General features: G+C 36.8%; 23 protein-coding genes and 1 pseudogene. 4 read left to right on the top strand and 20 right to left on the bottom strand.

Annotated elements, in window-relative coordinates; all coding sequences use genetic code 11:
• Positions 1–24: 24 nt before the first annotated feature.
• The 8 genes from ACKVQX_RS13395 to ACKVQX_RS13360 form a co-directional block, all read right to left on the bottom strand.
• Positions 25–528 carry a DUF1456 family protein gene (locus ACKVQX_RS13395; protein ID WP_068450836.1) on the bottom strand — a complete coding sequence of 168 codons (504 nt, stop codon included), beginning with the start codon at positions 526–528 and terminating at the stop codon, positions 25–27.
• A 65-nt stretch (positions 529–593) separates the two neighbouring features.
• The gene (locus tag ACKVQX_RS13390; RefSeq protein WP_068450833.1) at positions 594–1010 is read right to left on the bottom strand and encodes a DUF3021 domain-containing protein; all 417 of its coding nucleotides are present in this window, start codon (positions 1008–1010) and stop codon (positions 594–596) included.
• Positions 1007–1459 carry a LytTR family DNA-binding domain-containing protein gene (locus ACKVQX_RS13385; protein ID WP_068457210.1) on the bottom strand — a complete coding sequence of 151 codons (453 nt, stop codon included), beginning with the start codon at positions 1457–1459 and terminating at the stop codon, positions 1007–1009. The genes ACKVQX_RS13390 and ACKVQX_RS13385 overlap by 4 nt, the downstream gene beginning before the upstream one ends.
• 133 nt (positions 1460–1592) lie before the next feature.
• Positions 1593–2084 carry a peptide-methionine (S)-S-oxide reductase gene (locus ACKVQX_RS13380; protein ID WP_409136408.1) on the bottom strand — a complete coding sequence of 164 codons (492 nt, stop codon included), beginning with the start codon at positions 2082–2084 and terminating at the stop codon, positions 1593–1595.
• A gap of 52 nt (positions 2085–2136) precedes the next feature.
• The gene (locus ACKVQX_RS13375) at positions 2137–2646 is read right to left on the bottom strand and encodes a YfiT family bacillithiol transferase (RefSeq protein ID WP_068450827.1); all 510 of its coding nucleotides are present in this window, start codon (positions 2644–2646) and stop codon (positions 2137–2139) included.
• Positions 2647–2874: 228 nt separating this feature from the next.
• Positions 2875–4086, bottom strand: a complete 1212-nt coding sequence (locus ACKVQX_RS13370) for an MFS transporter (protein WP_068450826.1) — start codon at positions 4084–4086, stop codon at positions 2875–2877.
• 350 nt (positions 4087–4436) lie between these two features.
• Entirely contained in the window at positions 4437–5330 is an 894-nt protein-coding gene (locus ACKVQX_RS13365) for an SDR family oxidoreductase (RefSeq protein ID WP_368634478.1), read from the bottom strand.
• Between the two features lie 221 nt (positions 5331–5551).
• The gene (locus tag ACKVQX_RS13360; protein WP_068450820.1) at positions 5552–5878 is read right to left on the bottom strand and encodes a hypothetical protein; all 327 of its coding nucleotides are present in this window, start codon (positions 5876–5878) and stop codon (positions 5552–5554) included.
• A 398-nt stretch (positions 5879–6276) separates the two neighbouring features.
• On the opposite strand from ACKVQX_RS13360, the gene ACKVQX_RS13355 reads away from it, so the two are divergent.
• From ACKVQX_RS13355 to ACKVQX_RS13345, 3 genes and pseudogenes are all read left to right on the top strand, one after another.
• Positions 6277–7209, top strand: a complete 933-nt coding sequence (locus ACKVQX_RS13355; RefSeq protein WP_409136407.1) for an IS30 family transposase — start codon at positions 6277–6279, stop codon at positions 7207–7209.
• A 272-nt stretch (positions 7210–7481) separates the two neighbouring features.
• A pseudogene (locus tag ACKVQX_RS13350) lies at positions 7482–8099 on the top strand (IS3 family transposase); the annotation flags it as partial.
• Positions 8100–8344: 245 nt separating this feature from the next.
• Positions 8345–10438 (top strand): AAA family ATPase, encoded by a 2094-nt coding sequence (locus ACKVQX_RS13345; RefSeq protein WP_068450814.1) that lies wholly within the window; start codon positions 8345–8347, stop codon positions 10436–10438.
• A 154-nt stretch (positions 10439–10592) separates the two neighbouring features.
• Here the strand turns inward: ACKVQX_RS13345 and ACKVQX_RS13340 are convergent, their stop codons facing one another.
• The 12 genes from ACKVQX_RS13340 to ACKVQX_RS13285 form a co-directional block, all read right to left on the bottom strand.
• Positions 10593–11888, bottom strand: coding sequence for an ISL3 family transposase (locus tag ACKVQX_RS13340; protein WP_409136406.1), 1296 nt, complete (start codon positions 11886–11888; stop codon positions 10593–10595).
• 274 nt (positions 11889–12162) lie between these two features.
• On the bottom strand, positions 12163–12306 hold the full coding sequence (locus ACKVQX_RS13335; protein ID WP_156422325.1) for a hypothetical protein: 144 nt from the start codon (positions 12304–12306) through the stop codon (positions 12163–12165).
• Positions 12307–12741: 435 nt separating this feature from the next.
• The gene (locus ACKVQX_RS13330) at positions 12742–13188 is read right to left on the bottom strand and encodes an Hsp20/alpha crystallin family protein (RefSeq protein WP_409136405.1); all 447 of its coding nucleotides are present in this window, start codon (positions 13186–13188) and stop codon (positions 12742–12744) included.
• A 561-nt stretch (positions 13189–13749) separates the two neighbouring features.
• Positions 13750–14628 carry an AraC family transcriptional regulator gene (locus tag ACKVQX_RS13325; RefSeq protein WP_128470135.1) on the bottom strand — a complete coding sequence of 293 codons (879 nt, stop codon included), beginning with the start codon at positions 14626–14628 and terminating at the stop codon, positions 13750–13752.
• Between the two features lie 138 nt (positions 14629–14766).
• Positions 14767–15261, bottom strand: coding sequence for a nucleotidyltransferase domain-containing protein (locus ACKVQX_RS13320; RefSeq protein ID WP_128470136.1), 495 nt, complete (start codon positions 15259–15261; stop codon positions 14767–14769).
• A gap of 295 nt (positions 15262–15556) precedes the next feature.
• On the bottom strand, positions 15557–16003 hold the full coding sequence (locus ACKVQX_RS13315; RefSeq protein WP_128470137.1) for an aminoglycoside 6'-N-acetyltransferase AAC(6')-E526: 447 nt from the start codon (positions 16001–16003) through the stop codon (positions 15557–15559).
• Between the two features lie 41 nt (positions 16004–16044).
• Positions 16045–17406 (bottom strand): 23S rRNA (uracil(1939)-C(5))-methyltransferase RlmD, encoded by a 1362-nt coding sequence (rlmD, locus tag ACKVQX_RS13310; RefSeq protein ID WP_409136404.1) that lies wholly within the window; start codon positions 17404–17406, stop codon positions 16045–16047.
• A gap of 211 nt (positions 17407–17617) precedes the next feature.
• Positions 17618–17731 (bottom strand): cytochrome bd oxidase small subunit CydS, encoded by a 114-nt coding sequence (cydS, locus tag ACKVQX_RS13305; protein WP_409136403.1) that lies wholly within the window; start codon positions 17729–17731, stop codon positions 17618–17620.
• Between the two features lie 15 nt (positions 17732–17746).
• Positions 17747–18772, bottom strand: coding sequence for a cytochrome d ubiquinol oxidase subunit II (locus tag ACKVQX_RS13300; protein ID WP_087682251.1), 1026 nt, complete (start codon positions 18770–18772; stop codon positions 17747–17749).
• The gene (locus ACKVQX_RS13295) at positions 18769–20118 is read right to left on the bottom strand and encodes a cytochrome ubiquinol oxidase subunit I (RefSeq protein WP_068450804.1); all 1350 of its coding nucleotides are present in this window, start codon (positions 20116–20118) and stop codon (positions 18769–18771) included. Before ACKVQX_RS13295 ends, ACKVQX_RS13300 begins: the two co-directional genes overlap by 4 nt.
• Positions 20119–20579: 461 nt before the next feature.
• Positions 20580–21500, bottom strand: coding sequence for a diacylglycerol kinase (locus tag ACKVQX_RS13290; protein ID WP_068450803.1), 921 nt, complete (start codon positions 21498–21500; stop codon positions 20580–20582).
• 140 nt (positions 21501–21640) lie between these two features.
• Entirely contained in the window at positions 21641–22198 is a 558-nt protein-coding gene (locus ACKVQX_RS13285; RefSeq protein ID WP_409136402.1) for a thioredoxin family protein, read from the bottom strand.
• Between the two features lie 89 nt (positions 22199–22287).
• Here ACKVQX_RS13285 and ACKVQX_RS13280 point away from each other — a divergent pair, with 89 nt between their 5' ends.
• Positions 22288–23469, top strand: coding sequence for an MFS transporter (locus ACKVQX_RS13280; RefSeq protein ID WP_409136418.1), 1182 nt, complete (start codon positions 22288–22290; stop codon positions 23467–23469).
• Positions 23470–23630: the final 161 nt, after the last annotated feature.

Genomic DNA, 23630 nt, shown 5'->3' with positions numbered 1-23630 from the left:
ACAATTGCGTTTTGGTGTCATCATTTATGCTTTTGTATCTTCGCGATATTGCATTGTTAAACCACGTAAGAAATTACGGGCGAAGCGGTCGCCACAAGCTTTATAGTTACGATGTGTTGGATTACGTAAAATCGCGCCTAACTCACCTTTTGATACACTTACACCACCATCATATAGTGTGTCGAGTACATCTTCACTTGTCATCGATAATGCGATTTTCACTTTTTTAATTAGCATATTATTCGCATGATCTTTCACTGCTTCCACTTTTGGTTTTTCTTGACCTGGCTTTGGCTTTTGTGGTCCACGTTTGAATGTAATTAAGCCATTTAAAAAGGCTTCTAACATGTCATTCGTTACCTCAATATAACCTGCTGGTGGTGCTTCATCTTCTTGCACCTTTTTCAGCATATTTAAGATGTCATCCTTTGTGTACTTCATACCGCCTAAACGGAACATCTCTACTACATCTGTATTTTTAATATCTAACGCATAACGTAGACGAATTAAAATATCGTTATTTGTCATGTTAAACCTCCTACAATCTTTACTTCAATAGTTTAACATTGAACGACGAGAAAGGCGAATGGACATTAGTGTTGTTTACGATTTTGGATTAGTTCATTTAATTCATTAATTTTTCTTTTTGTACTCATATAAATAAAAAACCAAGTGACTAAATAAATAGCGCCTACTTTCCCAATTAATACAAACCAACTTTTCAATTCTGAAGGATTGTACCATCCTGCAAAATAGCCACTAATAGATACACATAAAATTACAAAAAGAAAATGGCTCGTGAATTGATAAAAAAGAGGAATTTTTTCAACTTGAAAAATAGTAGCAGCAAAACCAATTACTGTCCCCATAGTTCCAGAGACCATCATTTGATTAAACAATTCGTGTCCTGCAATTGCTTCATCCACCTGTGAAATACTTAAAGCAACCATAAAATAAGAAATACTTAAGCCGATTAACATACCTAACAAACCATTTTGAATCATTCTCATACCATATTCCCTCCAATACCTAACCTATCTTTTAACTCACGTAAATATTTGCGACTGATTGGGTAACAGACTTCGTTCTCTAAATAAAGATTTGTAGTTCCTAATAAACCAACGCGTATACATTGAATATACTGTAAATTGACTAGAGTAGATTTATTAACTCTGACAAACTCTTTATATAGTAGACTTTCAAACTCATATAACTTCTTTTTAACTTGATAATCTTCTAACTCTGTTTGTACATAGACTTTTCCATCCTCTGTAAAAATAGAAAAAATATCTTCTATTTTCAACATATGCACTTCTTGTTCTCTATAACCTGCTATCATTTTCATCTTAGGTGTTTTTAAAGATTCTACTAGCTTTTCTACTTCTTCTGAATAATTAGCTGCATGGATATGCACTTCTATATCTTCAATTTTTTCATCAATTGTTACCACAAACTTCACCACCACTTCCCCCTCCTTACTATTTCAACAATACCATGTGATGAATCGATTCCTTTATCTTTTACTCTAACAGGTTAATTTCGAATCGTAACTAGCTATATTTTGCAACTATGTTGTATAAAAAAAAAGAACCTCACAATGGAGATTCTTCTTTCAAAACGTATTTCTCTAACAGATTTTTCGGGATATGGCAGTAGTCATCTGGACAACGCGCAAGGCGGTCTTGGTGTTCTTCTGCACTGCGCACATAATTCGTCAGTGGCTTCACTTCTACTGCGATTTTTGCATGGTCCAAACGTGCATCAATGAACGCTCTCGCTTCTTCTAAATGCTTCGCCTCTGTACTATATAATCCTGTACGGTACTTTTCACCAACGTCGATTCCTTGTTTATTGACGCTATACGGATCAATCACTTCGAATAAATATCCCATTAACTGCGTGACTGTCACTACCTGTTCATCAAATGTAACACGTACACATTCTGCATAACCGTCATATGCACCTTCTAATGTCGAGTTTGTACCATTTGCACGCCCTGCTTCTGTCTCAACTACACCCGGTAATGTTTTAAAAAATGCTTGGACACCCCATAGACATCCACCAGCTACATAAACTGTTTTCATCTCACCACAACTCCTCTATGTAAAAAGGCTAGGAAAAGTCCCAGCCACTAAATTATTTTTCTAATGCGATTTGAATATGCGCTAAATGATGTTCTTCATGCCATGCCAACTTCGCCATCTTCGTTGAGACGAGAATCTCACCATTTTGTTCATGGATAAATGAACGATTCAGTTGATCTTCTGTAAGTGTTTGACCTAATGCGATAATACGCCCATTAATTCCTTCTAGCATGCGAATCGAATATTCCACAGGTACTTCTGTATCTGGTGTAATCGCCCATTCTTCTTCTAAAAAGGCTGGAACTGTTGGACAATCATCTGTTAGTGCCAACTTTAGACGTTGATACATATTTAATTGTGAATCTGCAATGTGATGAACTAGTTGACGGACATTCCATGCACCCTCACGATACGTTTTTTCAAGTTCTTCATCACTTAATCCGTCTACAATATTTCGTAAACGATCTGTGTATGTGTCGATTTGTTCAAGCCACCCTTGAACATCTTCAAACATTACTTCTTCTGGTACTTGTAATTGACCAATTGGATATTTTACATCCATGTGCCATCTCTCCTTTTGTAGATAAAACTTCTTTCTCACATCATACCTACTTTTGATTTTGGAGTACAAATTATACGTGCATGAAATCAGAGAAATTTAGAATCAACCAACATTTTTTCGTCTTTTTTTCGATGAAAAACGAACGAAATAACCCTTTTGCACTAAATTAGGCTTGATTTTTTCAAAATAAAAAACTTCGACATGTTGCCATGTCGAAGCCATTTTTGATTAACTCGCAAGCTGTGTTGCCTGTGTTGTACTTCCTTTTTTCAATGTTAACATCATAACGAATGAGATGATGTATAAGCCCGCTAAATAAAGCATCGCCATCTTCATATCGTAATTTTGTAAGATGTAACCGACTAAGATTGGGGAGAAACCACCAACTGCACGACCGAAGTTGAAGATTGTATTCGTCGCTGTACTGCGGATTTCGGTTGGATATAGACCGCCGATTAATGCACCGTATCCTGCAAACATACCATTTGAGAAGAAACCGACGATGGCTCCACCGATTAATACACCGGCACTACCTGTCGCATATGCGTAAATGAACACTGCACACGCTGATGCTAGTAAGAAAATACCGAAAGCACGTTTTGTACCGAAACGGTCTAAGAACTGACCAAATGTTAACATACCGATAATCATGCCGACTGCCGTACTAATCGTCCAAAGTGCTGAACCTGATACCGATAAGCCTTGTGATTGTTGTAACATCGACGGTAACCAAATCATTAAACCGTTATAACCAGCGATTTGTACTGTCGCCATAATCATTAATGCAATCGTTGTAAATGTTGTCTTTGATGAGTTGAATAACTGACCTAATTTATTTTTCTCACGCTTGTTACTTGCTTTTTTCAATTTTTGAGCTTCTAACCACTCTGGTGACTCGTCTAAATTTTTACGTACGATGAAAGCGAAAATAACGGGAACTACGCCTACGAAGAATAGTGCGCGCCAACCTAATGTTGGTAAGATGACTGCACTTAGTAATGCCGCTAAAATAACACCGTACTGCGCGCCGACACTTACATAAGAAGATGCACGACCTTGTTTATTTTTTGGCCAAGCTTCTGCAACAAGCGCCATACCAATACCGTACTCACCACCTGCGCCAAGACCAGCGATGAAGCGGAATAAGTACACTTGTTCAATATTTGTCGCAAGACCTGTTAAAGCTGTTCCTACTGCGAACAGTAGAACTGTATATGTGAAAACTTTGACACGACCATATTTATCAGCTAGTACTCCGAATAGAATACCACCGATTAACATGCCGATGTTTGTGATTGATGAAATCAATCCACCTGTTGCTAAATCAATGTGAAACTCTGCGATAATCATCGTCATCGCAAATGAGATGAACATAATGTCCATACCTTCTAAAGTCAAACCTGCGACCGACGCGACGACGGTCTTTTTACGATAGTCCATTTCAAAATCCTCCAATGTTCTCTAAGATGTAACCGAGCTCTTTTATGATGAATGGATGATGAAAAGACTCCATTCTCCTTTTGGGCCTCACAGGACCACCTTTAAAAGAGTGACGCAACTTATTAGCACATAAAAATGCCCTTCTCGTCCAAAAGTAGACAAAAAGGGCATGAATAAACAAAGACATCTAAAAATGTAGACAGTTCGCTCTCAAGTTGTTCCCTTTTCAGTCTCTCTGGACTGTTCTTAAAGGTGTGCTATTTCAAATAGTAATTCTAGCAAACTTGAAATCAATGTACAATAAAAATTTTCACTTAAAATGATTTTTTTAAGTCATTAAATCCATCATTTTACAAATCAATCGCTTCGCCACCTGTCACACCATAAATTTGTCCTGTAATATAACTCCCTTCATCAGAAGCAAATAAGACATATACAGGTGCCAACTCTACAGGTTGCCCTGCACGACCAAGTAATGTATCTTGACCAAACTTTGGAATCGTTCCTTCCAATTGACCATGATCTAATTGAAGTGGTGTCCAAATTGGACCAGGTGCTACACCATTCACACGAATTCCTTTTGGCGCAAAATAACTGGATAAGTTCAAAGTGAAATTCGCAATCGCAGCTTTCGTTCCTGCATAATCCATTAAATGCGTAGAAGGATTAAAAGCTTGTACAGATGTCGTCGTAACAATGGCACTTCCAGGTTCTAAATGTGGTTCAGCCGCTTTCACTGTTTCATACATACTAATAACATTCACTTTATACGTATCTTCTACCTGTTTAATGTGTAAATCCTGTAGGCTGTCTTGTGCAATTTGCTGTGCCGCATTTAATACAAGAATATCGACACCGCCAAATGCTTCGACTGTCTTTTCGACAATCTCAGAAGCAGCCGCATCTTCACGTAAATCATACGGTAGTAAAAGTGCCTTCTGACCTTCTTGTTCGATGATTTCCTTCACTTCATGGGCGTCTACTTCTTCACCTGGGAAGTATTGAATCGCTACATTCGCTCCTTCGCGCGCATACGCAATCGCCGCTGCACGACCAATACCCGAATCGCCTCCTGTTACGAGTGCATTTCTCCCCTTCAAACGACCATAACCTTTATAAGACGTCTCACCACAATCCGGCATCGGCTTCATCTTTTGCTGTAAAGCAGGCGTATCCTGCTCTTGCTCTGGAAACCCATCATTCGAAAACTTCTTACGCGGATCAATTAAATGTTCGTTCTTCATACTCACTCATCCTCTCCCATTTTATCGGTCAATTTATGCTATACACACCTACATTTTTTCCCTTTTGAAAAAGGATTAAACGAAAGCAAGGCAGATTGAACGATTTTTACTAGAAAAAGACATGAAAAAAACGCCAGAAGAACTAGCCTCTGGCGTGGTGGTAAAAATTAAATGGTGGCATTTCGACGTGCATTTTCTAAGCACTGTACAAATGAATCCCACTACTTTGGGAATTCTTGATGCCCATGCTTGTCAATTCGTTCGAAAGGTGTGTCGATTTGCAGTGACCACATCGTGCCATCGAGGACATGCTCCATGATATATTCGTCTGACCAATTCAGTACGTCAAGCTGTATTAATCGCTTTCGAATACGTTTTAATTCTTTTTCGCTTAATATACCGTGTGTATCAATAGAGGGCTGATTGAAGGGTCTTTTAAAATGAATAGACGATTGAACAAAATCTAATTCATATATATCCTCTCCCGCATCAAAACTACTCACAGATAAACGTAATTTTTGAATGTTTTCATAAGCTAACGCCGTCACTTCTTATTGACTCCATTCATGAGAACAATGGTGGCAAATAAAATTTTCGACTGAATCATGTAGTGGACGTTTATTTTCCACATAACATACTGGGCATTGAACAAATTGCAACATCTAAACTTCCTCCTATACAATATTTCTTTATATTATATATTTCAGGATAGTACAGATGAAGTCCATATAAAAAAACTTGGACCGAAATTTGTCCAAGTTTTTCTCTTACAATTTCAACTTATAACTCTTTAATTTCAAACTGAATAACTTCAGCTGAAATTTGATTTTGTAAATGACGAATTGTAATATTAAGTGCACCACTCAAAATAAATAAAAAAGACCCATTCAATATGAACCTGTATAATTAAAGTTCCTACACCAAAATCAACAGGGGGCCATATTGAATGAGCTATTATCATCTTACCATATCTGAACGTTCGAAAATAGAGGTTTTAAAAGGATTAGGGTACTCTTGTCGTGCCATTGCGCGTCATCTCAACCGTTCTCATACAACGATTTCTCGTGAATTAAAGCGATTGAATGAATGGTCAGCTGAAAAGGCGCAATGGCACGCGGCTGCGCAGAAGAAAAAATGTGGTGCGCGTTCAAAGTGTACCGACAAACTGCGTAAAGTTATCGAAGAAAAACTAAAAGCGACATGGTCTCCTGAACAGATTGTCGGTTCCTTGTTTCAAGGCAAATTATCTTTCAAAACAATTTATCGCTGGCTTTATTCAGGGAAACTTCACGTGACGCTTCAAGTGCTTCGCCAAAAAGGAAAGCGTCAGGCACCACGCGAAACACGTGGGCGTTTCAACGTTGGAACTTCTATTCAGCATCGCCCAAAAGAAGTCAAAACGCGTGAAACGTTTGGCCATTGGGAATTAGATACCGTCGTTTCAGCACGCGGTACGAAAGGATGTATCGCGACATTCGCCGAGCGAAAAACACGTTTCGATGTCGGCATTCAAATACCGAATCGCTCGGCGCAATCGATGAAGTGGGCGATTGAACAGCTCATTTCGCGTTATCCAAGACCATGTTTTCAAACGTTTACGACGGATCGAGGAAAAGAATTTAGCTGTTACGCTGACATCGAAAAACAGTACGGCATCCCAATTTACTTCGCTGATCCTTACGCGCCATGGCAACGTGGCACGAATGAAAATAGTAATGGTCTTTTACGCGAATTTTTCCCAAAACGAATGGATTTGGGACAACTAACACCATCAAAAATAGAAAAAGCACTTTCATTGATCAACAATCGACCAAGAAAGTGCCTCAACTGGAACACCACGCAAGAAGCATTTGAATATCAGGTGGTGCAGTTAATTTGACAATCTATCAACTCGATAGATTTTTCTCGCATTCCAAACTCTCCTGTTCCAAACGTTTTTAAACTTTCTTACGCGCGTATTTGCGTATTTGCGTGATTTCATCCTATATTCTTATATTTTCCTAATATCATATTTTTCTTGGAACATTTGAACAAGTTTTTCACAAACCCTTATACGACATAAGTTAATTGCTGTTCCTAACTATGTAACGAACTTCTTTTTTGTTCCAGGAACATAATATTCTGTTCCAATGTGATGTTTTTGTTCCAAACTCACGCCAACGAATTAGCCGTATTATGAAAGAGCAAGGAATTGTTTCAAAATATACTATTGCACAATATAAATCTCAAAAAGCAAAATGCAATGAATCTGAGATTGATAATGTATTAAATCGAGAATTTGAACAAGATGAAACATTGAAGGTCGTTGTTAGTGATTTAACTTATGTTCGTGTTGATTTAAAATGGCATTATACCTGCATTTTAGTTGATTTATATAATCGTGAAATTATTGATTACAGTTCTGGACCGAACAAAACTGCAGCTCTAGTTCAGCGTGCCTTTGCTTCGGTACCATACAATCTAAGCGAGCTCCAATTATTCCATACAGATAGGGGAAATGAATTTAAAAACCAATTAATTGAGGCTGTACTCCAAACGTTTGGAATCGAAAGATTCTTGAGTGAAAAAGGGTCCCCTTATGATAATGCAGTAGCAGAAGCTATGTTTAAAACAATCAAAACAGAATTTATTAATGGTACCAATTTCCCTGACCAACAAGCACTTGATCTTGCACTTTTTGATTATGTCCATTGGTTTAATAATATTAGAATACATGAATCATTAGATTATTTAACACCTACTGAATATAAGTTGATGCACTCTAAATAATTTGTACAGTTTAGTATTGATATTCCAGGGTATATTTTATTATGCTTGTAAATAACACTTAGAATGAAGTGTTACTTTATGGAAGAGGAGATATTTTATCTCATTAAAAAAAGGGATATCATGGACACTTTGTTCTATTGTACCATTTTGTACAATTAGTTCATTATAATATATATGATTTAATTGTTGTCTTAAGTATTTATTGTTGTCTTAAGTATTTCTAAAATTTCTTAGGAGTGATATGTATGAATAACGGATATTTCAATAATGATTTTGATTCAATTTTCAGAAGAATATTCCAAGATATGCAAGAATCTGTCAATAGTGGTACTAAAAGATATTATATCAATGGCAAAGAAGTTTCTCCGGAACAATTAGCACAATTACGACAGCAGCAAGGTGGGAATTCTGCTGAGCAAAACGCGCATGCATTTCAACAATCTAATTCTCAAAGACAAAATGATGAAGGTAATTATTTAAATCAAATTGGCCGTAATTTAACACAAGAAGCACGCGATGGTTTATTAGACCCAGTAATTGGTCGTGATAAAGAAATCCAAAAAACTGCTGAAGTCTTAAGTAGACGTACTAAAAACAATCCTATTTTAGTTGGTGAAGCTGGTGTAGGTAAAACGGCTATTGTTGAAGGTTTAGCACAAGCTATAGTTAAAGGCAATGTACCATCATCTATTAAAGATAAAGAAATCATCTCAATAGATATTTCTTCCTTAGAAGCTGGTACACAATATCGTGGTGCTTTTGAAGAAAATATTCAAAAATTAGTTGCAGCGGTTAAAGAAGCGAAAAATATTGTGTTATTCTTTGACGAAATCCATCAAATTATTGGTTCAGGTTCAACTGGCAGTGATTCTGGTAGCAAAGGGCTATCAGATATTATTAAACCTGCATTAAGTCGTGGTGAAATTTCAGTTATTGGTGCAACTACACAAGATGAATATCGGAATAATATTTTAAAAGATGCTGCATTAGCACGTCGTTTTAATGAAGTACTTGTTAATGAACCAAGTGCTGATGACACTTTTAATATTCTAAAGGGTATACGTGAAAAATTTGAAGAACATCACCATGTTGAACTACCAGATGATGTATTAAAAGCTTGTGTAGATTTATCCATTCAATATATTCCTCAACGTTTATTGCCAGATAAAGCTATTGACGTACTAGATATTACTGCAGCTCACTTGTCAGCACAAAGTCCCGCAATAGATAAAGTGGAAATTGAAAAGCGCATTACACAATTACAAGATGATAAAAGTAAAGCCGTGAGTAATGAAGAATATAAAGAAGCTGACAAAATTCAAAAAGAAATTAAAGAACTAGAAGATAAACTAAAAAATAGCAATGTTGCACATAATACTAAAGCTACTGTAAAAGACGTTTTAGATTCAATTGAACGTTTAACTGGTATCCCTGTATCTCAAATGGATGCAAGTGATATCGAAAGATTGAAAAATATTAATAAGCGTTTAAAAGATAAAATTATTGGTCAAGATAGGGCTGTTGATCTTGTCTCTCGTGCAATTCGTCGTAACCGTGCTGGATTTGATGAGGGCAACCGCCCAATTGGTAGCTTCCTTTTCGTAGGTCCTACAGGTGTAGGTAAAACAGAACTTGCAAAGCAGTTAGCAATTGATTTATTCGGTAATAAAGATGCATTAATTCGCTTAGATATGAGTGAATATAGTGATCAAACTGCTGTATCTAAAATGATTGGAACAACTGCTGGTTATGTAGGTTATGATGATAATTCAAACACATTAACAGAGAAAGTTAGACGTAACCCGTACTCAGTTATCTTATTTGATGAAATTGAAAAAGCGCATCCACAAATCTTAACTTTATTACTACAAGTTATGGATGATGGTAACTTAACAGATGGTCAAGGTAATGTCATTAACTTTAAAAACACAATTATTATTTGTACTTCTAATGCTGGCTTTGGTGATGGAAATGAAGAGTTTGATGATATTATGGATGAAATGAAAAAATACTTCCGCCCTGAATTCCTTAACCGTTTCAATGGTATCGTTAAATTCAATCATTTAGGTAAAGATGCATTAAAAGACATTGTGAACTTATTACTAGAAGATGTTCAAAAAACATTAGATAAAAAAGGAATCACAATGGACGTTACACAAGATGTCAAAGATTGGTTAATTGATAAAGGCTACGACGATCAAATGGGTGCGCGTCCGTTACGTCGTGTTGTTGAACAAGAAGTACGCGACAAAATCACAGATTACTACTTAGATCATACAGACGTAAAACATGTAGATATCGTACTTGAAAATGATGAAGTAATAGTTAAAAGTAAATAAACTGTTACACTAAATAAAGAAATTTATATTAAAAAAGAGTTTGGAATATAAATCAAAAACAGCAATAAGATAATTTCGGTTCTTTGTCAAATGACGTTGGTGAGACTATTTAACAGAATAAACGAGTCGGTTTTTCGAGCGAGTTGTGTTTCATTTATGAAACGCAACTCGCTCTTTTCAATTTGAAATGAATGAAGATCCGCTGACGGTAGTTCGTGAAATTACGATACCCATAGGCAACACGATTTAAGACTTTGATTTTATTGTGGATGCCTTCAATTCTTCCGTTATTGAATGGATACATAAAACTATTTTCAATGGAACTTAAGTGATGCTTTAATGTGCGCATACTTCTTCTAAAATCGAGTGAAATTTCTTCGTGTAAAGGCTGTTTTAAGAGCGTTTGTAAGACGTTTATATCTTTGTCTTTCATGGCATTTAATAGGGATTGATACAGTGTATAATTGACTTGTAAACGTTCATCATAGTTCAATAATGTATCGACAACGGTCCTATCCGTCGTTTGCCCAAATAACCCAAACTGTTTATAAAGGGTATAGGTCAGGTCTTTTTCGTTTTTTAAAAGTAGTTTCCAATATCTTTTCAGCCGACGATATTTCTTCTGATCTTCGTTGTGCCCACGTCTAAAACCATTCATGACTTGGATTCGCAGTTGATTCATCGAACGACTGATCAATTGAACGAGATGGAATCGGTCGATGATGATCTTCGCTTTTGGAAACAGTTCTTGTATGCGTTTTTCATATCCGGCATTCATATCAATCGTAATGGTTTTGACCGAACAGCGTTCACGATAGCTGTAACGCGTGTAGAAATGGTTCTTAATATGAAAACTGAAGCGACTCGGTAAAATATCTAAAATCGTGCCGGTTTGGGCATCAATATATTGAAAAGCCATGCGCCCTTTGGCGTATTTAAATTCATCGAACGACAAGTTTTCCGGTAGTCGATTCGTTGGTTTCAAGCATTCGTTCGCATACGCTTGAATAAAGCGTTGTACAGAAGACACCGAAATCATCGCATCTTGGGCAATCAACGTGATGGATTGCGCTTCGGTCGCTTTCATCGTAACGCGTGCTTTCGTTTGATTGGAAATAAAACAATGGCGATCGACAATAGACGAATGCGCCACGAAAGTACAGGACCAGCTTTTACAAAAGAAGCGCTGTTTTTTAAGTAAAAGGAAGGTACGATGCACCCCCGTGAGTGGCAGCGTGATGCGAGAGGTTTGTGTCCCGTTTTTAATCACGGAAAAGTGTTCATTTTTCATACCACAAACCGCGCAATGGGTCGGTATATAAGTAAGTGTAGCGGAAATAAATTTACATACCTTTCCTCTATCTTGCTTTATTTCCACGCATGCATCGGAAAAAGTGATGTTTGGGTCTTGTATATCTAGTAAATTTTTAATATCATGAGTAGTGTGCAAGTGAGTCTCTCCTTTAGTATGGGTTTTAGTCGACTTTTATTCTATCGGGAAACTCACTTGTTTTCTATGGTTTGACATAAAAAATAACGCTAGTGAAGTTCCAGCACCGATCTCATGTGAGTTCGGTGCTTTTTTCTTCACCAACGTTATTTATTGTAGAGCCATAATTTCGTATTGAATTTTATCTTATTGCTGTTTTTATAATACCTCACTTTCCAAAGGTAATGGCTCAGCCTTAATCATCGACCGGTACTACTAACTTTCAGAAGTCTTGTCATAAAAAATCGCCTACTTGCTTTAATTTAACAATAACCTCCCTCATAGGAGTTGTCCAATCAAGTGTAGACAATTCAATGCTGCGATAGCCTATCCCTAACTTCCTTAATTCAATAATTTTCTCTTTTTGCTCATTAGTCATTTGCATTACCTCCAATCCTTTGATTGGTATCTAGTAATGCGATAGGAATATTGAAAAGTCAAGTTATAATACAATTAGCTAGGAAAAATATTAATTTACACCACACCTGATATCCAACTCTCTATAGTCGCTTAAAATAGTTTTAGGAACAGCTTTTCATTTATAAAAAAGAGTTAGTTTCCTTTGTTTTTGTTATCATACTTTATATGCCTACGTTAAAGATCACTTTCAGCTTCAAGCAATGCTTTGATTTGATTCATAAACTGTTTCTTCAAGTAACCACTTACGTCTTTAATACCATTTATTTCCACTTATATTTTATTCTATATTAATTCAGATGTTTATACCAATGAACTTACGCTACTGTTTCTCAATTAAAAAGCATTAGCACACCGGCATGTTGTTGTGCCAGTGTGCTAATGTACTGTCCTTTCATTACTCGATCATGATGCGTTTAGAGGTGTCGACCTGTTCCTTTTTAGGTACCTTAATTGTCAACACACCTTCTTCTAGTTTTGCCTGAACACTTTCTTCATTTGCATCTGCAAGGAATATGCTTCGTGACATCTGAGCATATTTTCTTTCACGATGAATATATTTTTTGTTTTTATCTTCAGAAACTTCTTCTTTTTTCACTGAAATGTTGAGTCTTCCTTCGTTAAGCGTAATCTCTACATCTTCTTTCTTTACTCCTGGAAGCTCTGCTTCAATTGTGTACTCTGGATCATTGTCCTGAATATCAATCTTAAATGTATCTGCCGCTAAACTTCGTTGCAATGGCCAGCTACCTGTAAAAAAGTCATCAATCATGTTGGAAAAATCTTCAAAACCAGTATTCGCTACATCATTTCGCTTTCTGTTGAATGGAATTAATCCTGCCATAATAACCACTCCTTTACTTATTTTCATCCTCATTATTAGCACTCTCTGTCGTTGAGTGCTAACTCTAATTATTATATACACCACTTTTTAAAATCTGTCAATAGTTTTTTATTTTTTCACTAAAAAAAATCGCTCTATATAAAATGAAAAATATATTATTCATTTTATATAGAAAGTCATCCATTCTGTCAACTCAACCCCAAATTCCAGCACTTCCAACACCAACAACAAAAATGATTCCGCCCGTTTATTCACATAAAATAAACGAAGACGAAACCCTATAAACCTTATTACATCAACGCTTTAACTACACTTATTCATCTACTCTTGACATCAACGCTACCACCTCCACATGTTTTGAGAGGTCTTAATAGCTGTCAAAACGGCATTTTAGTTCTATTTTTACCCACCCTCGAACTTGGGAAAATATCCACGCTCGTAAATGGAAACATATCCAATATTGGCTCTCGTTTGTGGGAAAATATCGACTTTCTCTATACCGCTGTTAAAGAAAAGGGCACTCTAACTAAGGAGCACCCTCAACCATTAACATTGATATAATTAATAGTCTTTTTTCTTTACTGGAATCCAGATTTCGCTTCGATACTTTGGATTTCCGGTATCTGGACTCTCGTTCCACAAAATTTCAGGACCTGGGGCTGCCTCATATCCTGAAGATGGAAACCACTCTGAGTATATCCTACCCCACACATTTTGAAGTGTTTCCGGAAATGGTCCAATTGATTCAAATACAGCCCAGGTACTAGCATCAATTTTTAATACATCAAAATCTGCAGTATCATTACTTGATGTTGCTACTCCAATGTAATGATCTAATTCTCCTTTCTCTTCCATTCTACCTTCTGAAAAATTAGTAGAAGCACTAATGATACCTCTTGGTTCCATATCTGAAATTGCTTTTAAATGTTTAATAACCTCCGGTGTTAAAAGTTCGGTCATTTTTGCAATCTCTGGATTGACACCTTCAAAAATAACTGGAACTCTCTTCTTAAATCCTACTAACTTAAATGACTCTTTTTCAACAATACGATAGTTCATTTCGCATCCTCCTTTAATTGATAATTGAAAGGTCATTCGAGGATAAGCTTTTAATTGTGTATTCTCACTTCTTGCCTCAGAAGGGAGAATGCCATGCAGGGAATGAAAAGCACGGGAAAATGAATCAGCCGAATTATAGCCATATTTGACGGCTACATCAATTATTCTCAAATCCCTATCTTTCAAATCTAGTACAGCCAATGTCAGTCTTCTTCTCCGAATATACTCTGATAAACTTATGCCTGCTAAGAAAGAAAACATCCGCTTAAAATGATACTCTGAACAGTAAGCAATTTTAGATACTTCACTATAATCAATTTCTTCTGTTAAGTGCTCTTCAATATATGCCAATGCATTATTCATACTTCTCAAAGAATCCATTGAACAACCTCCTTTCATCATCAATATTATCAAAGGGTGCGTTTACTCATCCGACATTCTGTGTACAGTTTAGTCGATTCTCTTTCATGTAGTTTTCTAATTTATTGAACTATTGATAGAGAAATTGGAATTTTTCAGTTACTTGTATTCACTAGGAACAGGAATATTAAATTTCTCGCACAATAGTTTTACATCATGCATATCATTTTCATCATGCTCATAGCCCAGATGAAATAATACTTGATTTTCAGCATCAATACATCTAACCATTTTATCGCCTATTTTCCCAATACCACTAAACACTTTTGGGGGATATGCTTCTCCTTCAAAAACAATGTATCCTTGTTCGTTGAATTTAAATATATGAAAATCAATTATCCTGTCTTGAGCGTCCTTCCAAATCGTGTGATTTGTAGTGGTATATGCTTCTGTAACTTCCGCAAAACCTTTTTCTTTTATTATTTCAATAAACTTTTTACTATTATTTTCTTCCACAAATAAATCAATATCGTTGTGGAGCCTTGTTTCTTCTTCTAAAAGAGCATCAACGCCCCAGCCACCATCTAACCAAATGGCAATTCCATTTTCTTCGGCGTATAAAATTATCTCAATGGCATCTTTTTTATTTACCATGCACCTTCTCCGTTCAAATTCTAATTTATCGTTACAATAGCAATGTTTTTTAGCCAACATCCAACCCGACCACACAACCTCAAAAGTTTCCGAAAAAACATCCAACCTGACCACTCGCGACCCCCGACATCTAACCCGACCACTTGCCAACGCCGACATCCAACCCGACCACTCACCGAGCTATGACATCTAATCTGACCACATGACTATCAAAAAGCGGCTTTATGGACTTGTTTCCTCAAACAGAAAAAGTACAGTCATTTGTGTTTTGTGTAGATTTGTCTTCCAGTGATTTCTAACTTTGTAGTGTGATATCCTTTTTAAAGCAAATGATACGATTGGCTTCTTGAAAGCCGAATTTCATATGAAAAACATAACTTTCTGCATTGCTAATTTCACAATCGCTGGCAAACTCAGTACAAGCATTTTCTTTAGACCACAGTTCACAGTGTTGGAGCAATTGCGTAGCAATACCCTTATTTCGATAATTCTCCATTACAAAAACACCTTCTAAATAGCCAACCGGACTGCTGTCTGTACCTTCAACATAATCATGTCGAAGCTGGCATTGTGCAAACCCGACAGGAATATCATTATCAAAATACAAAAAAAATACAGCCTCTTTATCTAAAATCAATTCTTTCATTTCCTGCCTTAGGTCATCAAATTCATTATCCGGCCATAGAAGGATTGCTAATTGCGTTATTGTATTCAAATCGGATATTATTGCTTTTCTTAACATAAGTTTTTCTCCTTATTTTTTTAGAAATAAAACAGCTTATATTACAGCCTCGACATCAATACTACCGTCTCAATGTGCGCTGTATGCGGGAACATGTCGACTGGTTGTACTTCTTTTGTTTTGTAGCCGCCGTCTTCGAGAATTCGAAGGTCGCGGGCTAGTGTTGCTGGGTTGCATGATACATAGACAACCTTCTTCGGCTTTTGTTCTAAGATGGTTGTTAAAAGTGCTTCGTCACAGCCTTTTCGTGGTGGATCTACCATCAGTACATCTGCTGTTTTGCCTTCTTTATACCAGCGAGGAATCACTTCTTCTGCTGGGCCTGCTTCAAAGTATGTGTTCGTAAAGCCATTCAGTGCTGCGTTACGTTTGGCATCTTCAATCGCTTGTGGCACAATCTCAACACCCATCACGGATTTGGCTTGTTTCGCAAGGAATAACGAGATTGTTCCGATACCACAGTACGCATCAATTACGGTCTCATTACCTGTTAAATCTGCGTAAGCTAATGCTTGTTCATACAATACTTCTGTTTGGATTGGGTTCACTTGATAGAATGAGCGTGCTGAAATTTCAAAGCGGACATCTCCAATATAATCCTCAATTACTTCGTCGCCCCATAGAGGTAGTGTTTCGTTACCGAAAATCACATTCGTATCTTGTCCGTTCACATTTTGCATAATCGAGCGTACATTTGGTACAAGTGTACGAATCGTCTCAATGATGGCTTCTTTTTGCGCGAGTTTACGTTTCTTCGTTACGAGTACGACCATCACTTCATCCGTCGTGCGTGCTTTACGAACGACGACATGGCGAAGTAAGCCTTGTTTTGTTTTTTCGTCATAAGGGGTTAAACCGAGCGCCCATAGTTTCGGCTTTAACCCTTCTAAAATGGCATCTGCTTCAGTTGTTTGAATCAAGCAGCGATTCGTATCAACAATCGCATGTGACTTCGTTTTATAAAAACCAGCTACAGGTACTTCTCCCTCTAATCCGAATGGAATTTGCGCTTTATTACGGTAATGCCATGGCTCTGTCATTCCTTTTACAGGGTGCACAGGTACATCGAGCTTACCGATTCGTTTCATCACATTTTCAACCATGTTTTGTTTCCACTTTAGTTGTCCTTCGTATGACAAGTGTTGTAGTTGGCAACCACCACATTGATGAAAAATCGGACAGGGTGCTTCGACACGATCTGGTGATGGTTCGGTGATGTCGATTATTTTCGCAAAACCATAATTTTTCAATGTTTTTAATACATGTACTTCGGCTGTTTCTTCTGGTAAACCACCTTGGATGAATAGCGGGTAACCGTCTACTTTTGCGACACCCGCACCGTCATGCGTTAAATCTTCTATATGAACCGTTAATCGGTCATTCTTCTTTACAGGTACAGTCATTGTTCACATTCGCAATCGAAAATTTATAAAAGCTTATAATGTTACGTCTTTTCGATGTGCGTTCTCCTTTTTAACTTACTTGTATCCAGTGATACAAAACGCCGTAACGAGCGTATGCACAGTTGCTTCATTCAATCTTATTATTGTACCACGAAACAAACAGGCAAAAAAGAAGGAATCGATTGAATCGACTCCCTCTTCCCTATACGAACTATTCTTTTTCATCTCTTGTAGCTGGACCATCCATTTTTGCAATCCAGAAACTGATGATAATCGAAACAACAACAATCACAAATGGTGCATAGAATATTAAAAAGTTTTCCATTTGGAACACACTCCTTTAAGCGTGATGATCTTCTTTACCTTCTGCATAGTTCTTATTGAAGACAAATAGTTTTAAAATTAACCACATGGCTGGTACAAGTAAACACAGACCTAAAATGAATGTAACAACGAGCGCAATCGCCATCGTTTGATTTGTGAATGAATCATATAGCGTTAAATGTGGATACATCAAGTATGGGTAATGACTAATACCGTATGCGAAGAACGCAAGTAGGAATTGCCCGATTACTAATCCAATTGCTAAGCCAAACTTCATCTTTTTGAATAATAGATAGATTGTACCGATGAACATGAGCGCTGATAGTGCGAGTAGATACCATAGGTCTACCATACGATCATAGTGTTCTGGATTATGGCTTTTTAATTCAACCATAATACCGATTACTGAGATGACTAATGGAATTGCCCAAATTAACGCATATTTGCGTAGTAAGTCACGCGCTGCCATATCTTTTGCTTCATTCGCATACCATGTTAGGAATGTTGCAGAGATATACAGACAAGCTGAGATAGATAGTACAACGATACTCCACGTTAATGGACTTGTGAATAATGCTTTATAGTTCAATTCAGGTTGTCCTTTTACAATATCAACAAATCCACCTTCTGAAATTGTTAATACGATTGATAGTGCGGCTGGCATTAAGACACCTGCAATACCGTACATCGTTGCATATCCTTTATGTCCTCTTGCACCGTATGCTTCAAATGCGTAATACGAACCACGAATACATAAAAGAATTAAGATGATACTTCCTGGAATCAACATCGGTTGACCGAAGTAAACAGCTGTTTTCGGGAAGAATCCGATAATTCCAACGAAGAAGAATACGAAGAATACATTCGTTACTTCCCATACTGGTGATAAATAGCGTTGGATGATTTTAGACAGGATGTGTTGCTTCCCCGTCATAATTCCATGTGCGTTGAAGAATCCTGCACCGAAGTCAATTGAACCAACAAGGATATAACCGAATAGGAAGATCCAAAGTACCGTAATCCCTAAAATTTCGATGTTCATTTCGAATCCCCGCCTTCCATTTTACGATCCGCTAATTCACGTTCTACAGGGTTTGATTTAAACATTCTAACTAATACGACCACACTACCGATTCCAAGAATGACATATAGAATACCGAATAGAATAGCCATTAAGCCGACGTTTCCGCTCGTTGTTGCGGCATCTGCGACTTTCATATACTTCACAAGAATCCACGGCTGACGTCCAACTTCTGCTAACCACCATCCTGCTTCAATTGCTAGGAATGTTAGTGGTCCACCAAGTACGATGAGCCAGCGGAACCATTTTGAATCAACGAATAACCATTTTCTAATTTTCGCAATGACATACACTAAACTTAATAGAATCATGAATACGCCAATTGTTACCATGAAGTCGAATAGATAGTGAATGTAAAGCGGTGGTGTTTCATCTTTCGGGAATGCATTTAGACCTGTTACTTCTGCGTTAAAGTTATTATGTGCAAGGAAACTTAACATTTTTGGAATACGAATTTCGTATTTAATTTGCTCTGTTTCTTCATTTAGCACCCCAAAGAGTATGAGGTCGGCATCTTTTTCTGTTTCAAAATGCCATTCTGCTGCTGCTAATTTTTCTGGTTGGTATTCTGCTAAATATTTTGCTGAGAAGTCCCCGACAATGGCTGTTGCAATAGAGAATACTAAACCAATCTTCATAAATAAGAAAAGTGATTTCTTATAATAAGCATGTCTTGAACCGCGAATCATGCGATACGCTGCAATCGCTGCAAGTAAGAACGCTGATGTCATAAAGGCTGATACAAGTACATGCCCTACTTTTGTAGGCATAGATGGTGAGAACATCGCTACAATCGGTTGAATATTAGTTAACTGACCATCCTGAATATCAAACCCTTGAGGTGAGTTCATGAATGCATTTACGATTGTAATGAATACTGCTGACATTGCTGAACCAACTGCTACTGGAATTAATAATAAGAAATGTTTTTTCTGATTCTCAAATCGATCCCATGTGTACAAGTAAATTCCTAAGAAAATTGCTTCAAAGAAGAACGCAAATGTTTCCATGAAGAGTGGTAACGCAATAACATTACCTGCTACTTCCATAAAACTTGGCCATAAGAGTGATAGTTGTAAACCGAATGCGGTACCTGTTACAACCCCAACTGCTACGGTAATTACATAGCCTCGCGCAATACGTCGTGCGAGTAAAATATAGTGTTCGTCGTTCTTTTTAATCCCAAGCCACTGTGCAATCATAATCATTAAGGGTACTCCGACACCGATTGTTGCATAGATAATGTGGAATGTTAACGTGAATTCTGTTAACAGACGACTGAAAAATACTGAACTTTCATTCACCATGTTGCTTAGCCTCCTTAGCTAAAAAATGTAACTAACTACAATTGATATGAGCATAATAATTGCTGCAATGCCACAAGTCCAAATTAGAATCCGTTCTTGCTTTTTGTACATAGGCTTCTCCCCTTCATACGCTTATTATACCCCTTTAAAACAGCTTTAAATCGCTAACTCTTGACAGAAATGCTACGTATTCATGTGAAAAGTGTGAGGAAAAATTGCCATTCATGTGACAGTGATGAATGTCACACAAATGCCCTTGATTTTTAAAATGACGCGTGATTTTTTATTGTGAAATATTAATGAAGTTGTAAACAGACAATATAAAAAAGACGTACCTATTGTCCGCTAACCCCTTCTTATTTTTCTTACAAACTCATTTTCTGTTTAAATTCTATAGAACAATAAAAAGCTGTAGAAAACATTTATCTCAAAATGTTTCTACAGCTTCCATATTTCTAAACTTATTCTGCTTCTATACGATCTTCTGCACGAATATCTTCAATTGGTACAAATAATTCAATATGGCGTTTTAAATTTTTAAACACAGCTGGTGCATCTCCACCATATTCACCATCTAAATTCAATTGAATCTTATCCTCTGAATAAACTTTTACCTCTTTTGCTTTTGTATAAATCACATGTGAATCTTTTAAATGTTCACCGCGTACAGCAAGTGTAACAAGTTTAATAAAATCAGCGATATTGCATTTTTTTAAGATGAATACGGAGAATAACCCATCATTAATACTTGCATCTGGCGCTAACTTTTCAAATCCACCAACTGAATTCGTTAGACCGATTAAAAACATCATCGCTTCTTCTTCAAAAACTTCACCATCATATTCAATACGCATATTCGTTGCTTTGATCGATGGTAACATTTCAATACCTTTTAAATAATATGCAAGTTGACCTAAAACAGTTTTCAATTTACTTGGTACTTCATAGGTTAACTCTGTAATACGACCACCACCTGCAATATTAATAAAGTAACGGTCATTTGCTAAGCCGACGTCAACGGGTAATGTATCACCCTGTAAGATAATATCGACTGCTTTGTTAATGTCTCGTGGAATTCGGACAGCTCGGGCAAAATCATTCGTTGTTCCCATTGGAATCAAACCGATTTTCGGACGATTTTCAAACTCACTTACACCTGCAACGACTTCGTTCAATGTGCCGTCACCACCAACTGCTACGATTAACTCAAAATCTCTTTTAACCGCTTCTCTCGCTGCTACAGTCGCATCTCCTTCACAAGTTGTTGCATGACAAGAAGTTTCATAACCAGCAATTTCAAACTTCTCTAATACTTCTGGTAGACGTTTTTTAAAAGCTTCACGCCCAGAAGTTGGATTATATATGATTCTTGCTCTTTTCATTCTTATACCTTCCTGCTTCTCAAAATTTCCCCTATTGCTAAAACGAATTCTCTACTTAAGATGTTGCACTTTTCGTTCATTTTTTTCCATAAAATACATATTCCACTCTTTTCGAATGGAATATGCGTTATTATATGAAATTAGATTACTTTTTCTAAAGCTTGTTTTTGACTTGCATACACCCAATGCCAAAATTGATCGTTTGAAGCATTTTCCTCACCAATCATTGTGTACATCTCTTTTTGAGCGGCATCGAATTCTTCTGATTCTTTTGGTGGTAATGCTTGACGACACTTCATCACGTAAGCTTGTAATTCAGGTGCGCGTGGTCCCCATGTTCCTAAAACTTCACCTTCTTCAGATAAGAAGATATAAATCGGAATAGCGCGTCCACCATTTGTTAGATAGCGGTCAATCAAATCAAGGTTCTCATCGCGTAATACTGCACGTACGTCTAAGTCAGCAGCTTCTGCAATCTTGCGTAAGATGGCATTGTTAATCATCGCATCTCCACACCAATCTTCTGTAATCACTAAAATGTTTGGCTTTTTCGCTTTCAATGCCTCAATAAAAGCCTCGTCCTCTGGTAATGTAAATCCATTATAAACACGATATGAATTATCTTTTAAAGTCGACATTTCGTCCATATATAAAGCAAGTGGTTTTCCTTCTTCAAAATACTGTTGTTCTGTTTTCATTCCATTCCCTCCTCGTTCTTTTTATTTCTTTTGTGTCTTTATTGTAACAAATTCATTTACTATTGACTATTTCCATATTTTTAACTAAACTGAATTTCTTATTCTTCTTACTGAAAGGACTTGATTTTATCCAAAAGTCACTCATCAAAAGCTATAATTTTTTATTATTTGGAATGCTCGCCCTCTTTATTCCGTTTCTTCCCGTTTTTATGAAAGCACAGGGAATGTCGGAAACAAAAGTAGGGCTTTTAATTAGTGTAGGTAGTCTTATTACAATCATTGTGCAACCTACATTCGGTATGATTAGTGATCGTTTGAAAACGATTCGTAAAGTAATGCTCGTTTTAATTTTTCTCACAACCATTAGTGGTTTTTTCTTATATCAAGCATCTAGCATGACCTGGATCGTTATTTTTACGTTAGTGGTGTATGCTTTTTTAATGCCTTTAGATCCACTTTGTGAATCATTAAGTTTTACAACAGCTGAAACATTAAAAATCTCTTATGGCTCTGTTCGCACATATGGCGCACTTGGTTATGCAGTTCTATCATTAATTGTCGGCTACATAATGGACTGGTTTGGTCTACATAGTATTTCTTATTTATTTGCTGTAGCTGGAATACTTGCCTTTCTATCTGTCTGGTTATTACGTGATGCACCACCAAGCCCTGTACCTGTAACGATTGAAGGTTTTAAAAAATTAATTTTAAATAAAGAAATTTTACTGTTTCTTCTATTAATATTAATCGCTTCTATCTCTGCACGTATGAATGATACATTTTTAGGTATTCACGTAATTACGTTGAATGGCGATAACAAACTTGTTGGGCTTGCGTTCTTTATCGCAGCGGCAAGTGAAATTGTCATCTTCGCTTTAAGCTTTATGTGGTTAAAGCCTGGGAAAGAATTATTACTCATCACGATTTCCATCTTCTTCTATGTAGTACGATTCTTCTTATCAGGAATTGTGGATAATCCTTATGCATTAATTGCTGTACAACTGCTACAGATGGTAACATTCCCAATCTTTTATACAGCGGCAATTCAGTACTTATATAAATTAGTACCACGCGAATGGCGTGCAACAGGACAAACTTTACTTGCACTCTTATTCTTTGGGTTTTCAGGTATGGTAGCATCCGCAATTGGTGGTTATGTGTATAATGTATTCGGCGGACACAACTTCTACTTCATGCTAACAGGCATCTCAGCAGTCGCTTGTGTGTATGGTGTATTCCTATTAATTCGTCAGAAACGACAAGCTTCATAAAAAAGAAGGAAACAAAAGGATTTTCAATAGAATAAACAAGCTGGAACAAAATATCTCACTTCTCTTTTTTAGCGTTCACAACAAAAAAAACTGGAACCGTGCTACAACGCGATTCCAGTTTTTCTTATGCTCATGTGGGATGGTTGTTTTCTGTACTTATG

Origin of the sequence: Kurthia sp. ISK08 (assembly GCF_046159805.1) — a bacterium.
GTDB lineage: Bacteria > Bacillota > Bacilli > Bacillales_A > Planococcaceae > Kurthia > Kurthia gibsonii.
The sequence above is the reverse complement of the archived record's forward strand: the minus strand, read 5'-3'. Positions and strand labels throughout refer to the sequence as shown.

Excerpts from the sequence above, each read along its gene's own strand:
- ACKVQX_RS13355 (WP_409136407.1), top strand. The coding sequence starts at position 6,277 with ATGAGCTATTATCATCTTACCATATCTGAACGTTCGAAAATAGAGGTT.
- ACKVQX_RS13395 (WP_068450836.1), bottom strand. The coding sequence starts at position 528 with ATGACAAATAACGATATTTTAATTCGTCTACGTTATGCGTTAGATATT.
- ACKVQX_RS13290 (WP_068450803.1), bottom strand. The coding sequence starts at position 21,500 with ATGAAAAGAGCAAGAATCATATATAATCCAACTTCTGGGCGTGAAGCT.
- ACKVQX_RS13345 (WP_068450814.1), top strand. The coding sequence starts at position 8,345 with ATGAATAACGGATATTTCAATAATGATTTTGATTCAATTTTCAGAAGA.
- ACKVQX_RS13365 (WP_368634478.1), bottom strand. The coding sequence starts at position 5,330 with ATGAAGAACGAACATTTAATTGATCCGCGTAAGAAGTTTTCGAATGAT.
- ACKVQX_RS13390 (WP_068450833.1), bottom strand. The coding sequence starts at position 1,010 with ATGAGAATGATTCAAAATGGTTTGTTAGGTATGTTAATCGGCTTAAGT.
- ACKVQX_RS13325 (WP_128470135.1), bottom strand. The coding sequence starts at position 14,628 with ATGGATTCTTTGAGAAGTATGAATAATGCATTGGCATATATTGAAGAG.
- cydS (WP_409136403.1), bottom strand. The coding sequence starts at position 17,731 with ATGGAAAACTTTTTAATATTCTATGCACCATTTGTGATTGTTGTTGTT.
- ACKVQX_RS13315 (WP_128470137.1), bottom strand. The coding sequence starts at position 16,003 with ATGTTAAGAAAAGCAATAATATCCGATTTGAATACAATAACGCAATTA.
- rlmD (WP_409136404.1), bottom strand. The coding sequence starts at position 17,406 with ATGACTGTACCTGTAAAGAAGAATGACCGATTAACGGTTCATATAGAA.
- ACKVQX_RS13285 (WP_409136402.1), bottom strand. The coding sequence starts at position 22,198 with ATGAAAACAGAACAACAGTATTTTGAAGAAGGAAAACCACTTGCTTTA.
- ACKVQX_RS13380 (WP_409136408.1), bottom strand. The coding sequence starts at position 2,084 with ATGAAAACAGTTTATGTAGCTGGTGGATGTCTATGGGGTGTCCAAGCA.
- ACKVQX_RS13375 (WP_068450827.1), bottom strand. The coding sequence starts at position 2,646 with ATGGATGTAAAATATCCAATTGGTCAATTACAAGTACCAGAAGAAGTA.
- ACKVQX_RS13295 (WP_068450804.1), bottom strand. The coding sequence starts at position 20,118 with ATGGTGAATGAAAGTTCAGTATTTTTCAGTCGTCTGTTAACAGAATTC.
- ACKVQX_RS13335 (WP_156422325.1), bottom strand. The coding sequence starts at position 12,306 with ATGACTAATGAGCAAAAAGAGAAAATTATTGAATTAAGGAAGTTAGGG.
- ACKVQX_RS13300 (WP_087682251.1), bottom strand. The coding sequence starts at position 18,772 with ATGAACATCGAAATTTTAGGGATTACGGTACTTTGGATCTTCCTATTC.
- ACKVQX_RS13320 (WP_128470136.1), bottom strand. The coding sequence starts at position 15,261 with ATGGTAAATAAAAAAGATGCCATTGAGATAATTTTATACGCCGAAGAA.
- ACKVQX_RS13330 (WP_409136405.1), bottom strand. The coding sequence starts at position 13,188 with ATGGCAGGATTAATTCCATTCAACAGAAAGCGAAATGATGTAGCGAAT.
- ACKVQX_RS13370 (WP_068450826.1), bottom strand. The coding sequence starts at position 4,086 with ATGGACTATCGTAAAAAGACCGTCGTCGCGTCGGTCGCAGGTTTGACT.